The following is a 6,948-nucleotide window of genomic DNA, read 5'->3' as shown; positions in this document are numbered from 1 at the left end:
GTCAGCGGGAAATGGCCCAATGATGTGCGCGGGATTGCGGTGGCGCGGTCGGTGCCGTGGTAGGCTCTGACGCTTAACTTCGCACATTTCCCGCTGATTTTGACATTTATGTACGCGGGACGGACATTTTATGTCGATGGCATATCAGCTGTTGGAAAGAGCCGGGGTGATGTTAGCGAAGGTGTGAGGGGTAGGACAGATTATCACGACTAACGTCGGCCCCACCCCAACCCCTCCCCTGACGGGGAGGGCTTTTATAGTGCTTTCTACTGCTACTCGAACAGGGCGATGCCGTGGGGGGCCATCTGGCCATTCTGCCATTGGCCCTGCGACAGTTTTGCGCCGGTCGGCGGGGTGAGCGGACGCGCTTTATTGCCATGGTTGATGACGATCAGGATGCGCTTGCCCTTGCCCGCGCGCTCGCTGATTTCGAGGTCTGGATGCGCGTTAGGGACGATCGGCTCCACCTTCGCCTCTGACAGCAGGCGGTCGGCGAGTTGCTGCATCGGGCCGGGTTCGAGCCATGCGCCGAGATAGGTGATGCGGCCCTTGCCAACCTTGCGCGAGACGATGGCGGGCCTGCCGTCCAGCCAGCCACCCGGATTGTCGTAGGTCGCCAGTATCTGCGCGTCGGAAGCGGTGGGCTGGAGTGCCTCCGCCCACAGGGTCGCGGTGCCGGTGACGGCGCCCTTCACCCCCACATTTTCGTCCAGCGCATAATATTGCTCCACCTGCGCGCCGAGCAGATCGGCGAGCGGGCCGGGCTGGCGCTGCGGCCAAAGGGCATTGGCGTCATCCTTCATGCCAGAACGCGCGCCGAGCAGCAGTTGCCCGCCACCGCGCACATAGGCGGCCAGGCGCTTGGCCTGCGCGTCGGTCATGACATTGAGGTTCGGCGCGACGACCAGCGGATAGGCGGAAAGATCGTCGTCGGCCGACAGGATATCGACGCCCTGCGCCTTTGTGCGGAAGGGGCGATAGGTGTCGGTGAAGGATTTGATGGGGTCGAACGCCTTGTTATGGCGTTGCAGGTCGATGGCCCAGCGGCTGTCGTAGGAAAAGAGGAAGCCGACCTTTGCCGTGGGCTGGGTATCGGCGAGCAGCGGGGCGGCGGCGGTCAGTTCCTTTGCCATCTGCGCGATTTCGCCATGGACGGGATTGGGCAGTCCATCCTGCCCCAGCACCGCGCCATGATACACCTCCTGTCCGTTGGCGGGAGAACGCCATTGCCAGTAGAGGACCGCATCCGCGCCATGCGACACCGCCTGCCACGCCAGTTCGCGGGTCTGCCCCGGATCGAGCGAACGATTGACCGGCACCCAGTCGACCCGGCCCGGCTGGGTTTCCATCAGCCAGAAATTGCGCCTTTTATAACCGCGCACCAGATCATGGTTCGCGCCGTTGGCGACCCAGTCGGGGCGGCCGTCCGGAATATAATTGTCCCATGAGGCGATATCGAGATCGCGGTGCATCTGGAAATGGTCGAAGCCCGCATTCCAGAACATGGTGTTGGTGGTGATGAAGGCGCGGCTGTCGATCAGGGGGCGGATCGCGCGCGCCTGATTTTGCACATAGTCCGTCCAGGTGGCGCTGGTGAAATGTTTGAAGTCGAGCAGCAGGCCGGGATTCTGCTGGCCCGTGGCGTGCAGCGGGATCTGATCGAAATCGTTATAATGCTGGCTCCAATATTGGGTGGTCCAGCGCTGGTTGAGATTGTCGATGCTGCCGTAGCGGACTTTCAGGAATTTATGCCATGCTGCGACGGATTCGGGGTCGAAGCTGGGCGGGCCGACTTCGTTATCGATCTGCCAGCCGACGACCGAGGAGTCCTTGCCATAGCGTTTCGCCATTTCGACGGCAATGCGGCGGGACAGGTCGCGATAGCGCGCGCTGGCGAAAGAGAAGTGGCGGCGGCCGCCATGGCCTGCGCGCGTGCCATTTTCATCGACGCGCAGCGTGTCGGGATATTTTTGCGTGAGCCATGCGGGCGGCGCGGCGCTGGGCGTGCCGATGACGATCATGAAGCCGTGGCGTTTGGCCGCCGCGACGGCGCGGTCCATCCATGTGAAGTCGAACTGCCCCTCCGACGGTTCCATCCGGCTCCAGGCAAATTCGCCGATGCGCACGGTGTTGAAGCCTGTATCCTTCATCATCTGGAGGTCGACATCCCAGCGGGATTCGGGCCATTGTTCGGGATACCATGCAACGCCCACCGCAACGGCGGGCTTGTCCGCGAACTGGGTCGCGCGGGACAGATAGGAGGGCGATCGTGCGGCAAGAGGAGAGACGGCCACCGCCAGACCCATCAGCGATGCCGCCCAAAACCCCTTCACCATTCATCCCTCCTCTTGCAATTTATCATATGATATTGTTAAATCGATCCATAGCGCAAGCCTGCGCATGAAATCAAAGAAGAATCGGGGAAAGGATGATCATGGGGCATCATGATGAAAGCCACGCCAGCGGTGGCATTTCGCGGCGCGGGTTCATCCATTGCGCCACTTGTGCGACGACGGCGGCCGGGACGCTGGGCATGTCGTCCATGGCGTTCGCCGCCGCGACGGCGGGACGCGGCAAGGAAGTGCTCAGGGAATTTCCCTATGGCGCGGTCCAGCTGACTGGGGGCGTGGTCAAGGATCATTATGACCATATCCATGCCCATTATCTGGCGCTGGACAATGATCGGGCGCTGAAGGTGTTTCGCCAGCAGGCGGGGCTGCCCGCCCCCGGCCCGGACATGGGCGGATGGTATGACCGCGACGGCTTCGTCCCCGGTCTGGCGTTCGGGCAATATGTGTCGGGACTGGCGCGCATTGGCGCGACGACCGGCGACAAGGCCGTCCATGCCAAGGTCGCGGCGCTGGTGCAGGGTTTTGGCGAGTTCATCACCAAGACCAAGAACCCCTATGCGGGGCCGAAGGCGCAGGACCAGTGGGCCGCCTATACCATGGACAAATATGTCGTCGGCCTGATCGACGCATACCGCCTGTCGGGTGTGGAGCAGGCCAAGGCATTGTTGCCGATCACGATCGAGAAGTGCCGTCCCTATATTTCGCCCGTGTCGCGGGACCGGATCGGCAAGGTCGATCCGCCCTACGACGAAACCTATGTCCTGTCGGAAAATCTGTTCCATGTCGCCGAGATTACGGGGCAGGAAAAATACCGGCAGATGGCAGTCCATTATCTGCTGAACAAGGAATGGTTCGATCCGCTGGCGGCCGGACAGGACGTGCTGCCGACCAAGCATGCATACAGCCACACCATTGCACTGAGTTCCGGCGCGCAGGCCTATCTGCATCTGGGCGACGAGAAATATCGCAAGGCGCTGATCAACGCATGGACCTATATGGAGCCGCAGCGCTTCGCGTCGGGCGGCTGGGGGCCGGAGGAGCAGTTCGTCGAGCTGCATCAGGGCAAGCTCGCCGCGAGCCTGAAATCGTCCAAGGCGCATTTCGAAACGCCCTGCGGCAGCTTTGCCGACATGAAGCTGGCCCGTTATCTGGCCCGCTTTACCGGCGAGCCGGTCTATGGCGACGGGCTGGAGCGGACGCTCTATAATACGATGCTGGCGACCCGCCTGCCCGACAGCGATGGCGGTTATCCCTATTACTCCAACTATGGGGCGGCGGCAGAGAAGCTCTATTATCATCAGAAATGGCCATGTTGTTCGGGCACTCTGGTGCAGGGCGTCGCCGATTATGTGCTGAACCTCTATTTCCATGACGATGATGCGCTGGTCGTGAACATGTTCGCGCCGTCGACCGTGAAGTGGGATCGCCCCGGCGGCGCGGTGCAGGTGGAGCAGCAGACCAGCTATCCGGCGGAGGACACCACCCGCCTGACCGTTACCGCGCCGGGCAATGGCCGCTTCGCCATGAAGCTGCGCATTCCCGCCTGGGCGAAGGGCGCGCAGCTCTCCGTCAACGGCGCGGCGCAGGGCGTGCAGCCGGGGACGTTGGCCGTTGTCGACCGCACATGGAAGGCGGGCGACGTGGTGGAACTGACCCTGCCGCAGGCCCTGCGGACCTTGAGCATCGATGACAGGAACCCGGACATCGCGGCGGTGATGCGCGGCGCGGTGATGTATGTGGGCCTCAATCCCTGGACCGGGGTGGAGGATCAGCCGCTGGCATTGCCCGCGTCGCTGAAGCCGGTGCCGGGTTCGGGCCTGAACTATGCCATGGAAACCGGCGGCCGGAACCTTGTCTTCATCCCCTATTTCAACGTGGGGCTGGAACGGTACAACACCTATTTCAAGATTGCGTGACGATGACAGCTGATCGGGTTTTTGCGACGTACGAGATCGAGACGGCCTTTCCGCTGGAGCAGGCGGCGGCGACGATGGCGGGCGAGCAGTCGACCGGCACCTTCGTCCGCGTTCCGGGGGAAACGGACGAACTGCGCGAAGCGCATGCGGCGCGGGTCGAGGCTTTGGAGGAACTGGGAGAGGTTCCGGCGCCTTCGCTGCCGGGATCGGGGCTGCCCAAGGGCGGTGGCGACGGCAGGCGGCGGCGGGCGCGGGTGACGCTGTCCTGGCCGACATCCAATTTCGGCATTTCGCTGCCCAATCTGCTGGCGACGATCAACGGCAATCTGTCGGAACTGAAGGCCTTTTCCGGGCTGCGGCTGGTGGACGTCACATTGCCGCCCGCTTTCCTGACCCGTTATCAGGGGCCGCAATTCGGCGTTGCGGGCACGCGCAGACTGGCGGGCGTGCATGACCGGCCGATGATCGGGACCATCATCAAGCCGAGCGTGGGCATGTCGCCGGAGGCCACGGCGGATCAGGTGCGGGCGCTGGTGGAAGCGGGCGTAGATTTCATCAAGGATGACGAATTGCAGGCGGACGGGCCGCATTGCCCGTTCGATGCGCGGGTGAGCGCGGTGATGCGCGTCATCAACGACCATGCGGAGCGCACGGGCAAGAAGGTCATGTTTGCCGCCAACCTGACCGGCGACATGGATGAGATGCTGGAACGGCACGACCATGTGCTGCGCGAAGGCGGCACATGCATCATGGCGAGCATGAACAGCATCGGCCTGCCCGCGATGAAGATGCTGCGCGCCCATTCGCAGCTGCCGATCCATGGGCATCGCAATGGATGGGGGATGCTGGGGCGGTCGCCCGCCATCGGCATGAGCTATATCGCGTTCCAGAAATTATGGCGGCTGGCCGGGATCGACCATAGCCATGTGAACGGCATCGATAACAAATTTTGCGAGAGCAATGAGAGCGTGATCGCGTCGGCGCGCGCATGCCTGACGCCGATGTTCCCTGCGCCCCATGCGGGATGTGAGATCATGCCGGTCTTTTCATCCGGGCAATCGGCGCGGCAGGTGCCTGCGACATTCGCGGCATTGGGATCGACCGACCTCATCTTTGCGGCGGGCGGCGGCATCATGGCGCATCCGGGCGGACCGGGCGCGGGCGTGCGGGCATTGCAACAGGCCTGGGCGGCGGCGGTGGCCGGGGTCGACCTGACCGAAGCCGCTTCGCAGGAGCCGGAATTGCGCGATGCGCTGGCGGCCTTTGCCTGAGAAGAGCCATGTCATTCCACTGTGGCCTGGGATCTTGTGGGTCGGGGTTTGTGCGCCGCCGCCTGAGATCCCAGCTTTCGCTGGGATGACGGAAAGATGTGCGGAGCCATCATGACCGATCTGCTCTATGCCTTTTACGGCGACGATTTTACCGGGTCGACCGATGTGCTGGAACAGCTGGCCGAGGGCGGCGTGCCGGCCATCCTGTTCCTGCGGCAGCCCGATGCGGCGATGCTGGCGCGCTTTCCCGATGTGCGGGCGATCGGCCTTGCGGGCGATGCGCGCAGCCAGTCGCCGGACTGGATGAACGCGCATCTGCCGGGGGTTTTTGCGGCGCTGGGCGATAGCGGCGCGCCTGTTGTGCATTACAAGACATGTTCGACATTCGACAGCAGCCCGGCGGTCGGATCGATCGGCCGGGCGCTGGAGATCGGGAAGGCCGCGCTGGGCGGAATCGTGCCGATCATGATCGGCGCGCCGCATCTGGGGCGATACCTGATATTCGGCACGCTGTTCGCGGCGGCGGGCGGCGTGGTGCATCGGATCGACCGGCACCCGACGATGGCCCGCCATCCGGTGACGCCGATGGATGAAGCCGACATGCGGCGGCATCTGGCGCGGCAGACGGAGGCGAAGATTGCGCTGGCGACCATCGACCGGATACAGGCGGGGGATGCGGAAGCGCTGTTTCTGGACGCTATGGCCGATGGCGCGGACGCGATGATGTTCGACGGGATGGATGAAGCGAGCCTTGGCGCGGTGGGTCGCGTGCTGCTGGCGCATCAGAGGGATAGGTTCCGTTTTGCGGTGGGGAGTTCGGGCGTGACGCGCGCGATGATCCTTGGCTGGCAGGCGGCGGGGATCGTGCCGCCGCCTGCTCCCCTGCCCCGCGCCGGGACCGTTGACCGGCTGCTGGTGATGAGCGGCAGCTGTTCGCCGGTGACCGCGGTGCAGATTGCCGTCGCGCGGGCCGATGGCTTTGCCACGGTGCAGGCGGATGTCGCGGCGCTGTTGGACGGCAGCGCGGCTGAGGAAGAGCGTCTGGTCGCGGCTGCCGTGGATGCGCTGGGCGACAATGGGCGCGTGGTCGTTCATTCGGCCGAGGGGCCGCTGGCGCAGGATGTGCCTGCCGCGGGCGCGGCGATCGGCGCGGCGCTGGGGCGGGTCAGCCGGGATGTTGTGCGGCGGACAGGGATTGCGCGGCTGCTGTTCGCGGGCGGCGACACGTCCAGCCATGGCGTGGCGCAGATGGGGCTGGAGGCGATCGCATGGGCCGCGCCCCTGGAGCGCGGCGCGCCGCTGGTGCGGGCTTACGCCACGGAGCAGGCGCTGGACGGGCTGGAACTGGTATTGAAAGGCGGGCAGATGGGCGCGCCGGATTTCTTCGAGACGGTGCGGCGCGGGGGATAG

The 6,948-nt window shown here is 64.3% G+C and carries 4 protein-coding genes; 3 read left to right on the top strand and 1 reads right to left on the bottom strand.

The genetic code is table 11. The annotated features are described in order from the left end of the window. Positions 1–272: 272 nt before the first annotated feature. Positions 273–2,336: a beta-galactosidase gene (locus ACOJSJ_RS14970; protein ID WP_420145773.1), complete on the bottom strand. Its 2,064-nt coding sequence runs from the start codon at positions 2,334–2,336 to the stop codon at positions 273–275. A 98-nt stretch (positions 2,337–2,434) separates the two neighbouring features. Here ACOJSJ_RS14970 and ACOJSJ_RS14965 point away from each other — a divergent pair, with 98 nt between their 5' ends. From ACOJSJ_RS14965 to ACOJSJ_RS14955, 3 genes are all read left to right on the top strand, one after another. After that, the gene (locus ACOJSJ_RS14965; RefSeq protein WP_420145772.1) at positions 2,435–4,267 is read left to right on the top strand and encodes a beta-L-arabinofuranosidase domain-containing protein; all 1,833 of its coding nucleotides are present in this window, start codon (positions 2,435–2,437) and stop codon (positions 4,265–4,267) included. 2 nt (positions 4,268–4,269) lie between these two features. Continuing rightward, the gene (locus ACOJSJ_RS14960) at positions 4,270–5,538 is read left to right on the top strand and encodes a ribulose-bisphosphate carboxylase large subunit family protein (protein ID WP_420145771.1); all 1,269 of its coding nucleotides are present in this window, start codon (positions 4,270–4,272) and stop codon (positions 5,536–5,538) included. Between the two features lie 96 nt (positions 5,539–5,634). Further along, positions 5,635–6,948: a four-carbon acid sugar kinase family protein gene (locus ACOJSJ_RS14955; RefSeq protein WP_420145770.1), complete on the top strand. Its 1,314-nt coding sequence runs from the start codon at positions 5,635–5,637 to the stop codon at positions 6,946–6,948.

Source organism: Sphingobium sp. (assembly GCF_048594625.1).
In the GTDB taxonomy this organism is placed as follows: Bacteria; Pseudomonadota; Alphaproteobacteria; order Sphingomonadales; family Sphingomonadaceae; genus Sphingobium.
Note: the sequence above shows the minus strand (reverse complement) of the source record. Positions and strands in the feature narration are given on the sequence as shown.

Excerpts from the sequence above, each read along its gene's own strand:
- ACOJSJ_RS14970 (WP_420145773.1), bottom strand. The coding sequence starts at position 2,336 with ATGGTGAAGGGGTTTTGGGCGGCATCGCTGATGGGTCTGGCGGTGGCC.
- ACOJSJ_RS14965 (WP_420145772.1), top strand. The coding sequence starts at position 2,435 with ATGGGGCATCATGATGAAAGCCACGCCAGCGGTGGCATTTCGCGGCGC.
- ACOJSJ_RS14960 (WP_420145771.1), top strand. The coding sequence starts at position 4,270 with ATGACAGCTGATCGGGTTTTTGCGACGTACGAGATCGAGACGGCCTTT.
- ACOJSJ_RS14955 (WP_420145770.1), top strand. The coding sequence starts at position 5,635 with ATGTGCGGAGCCATCATGACCGATCTGCTCTATGCCTTTTACGGCGAC.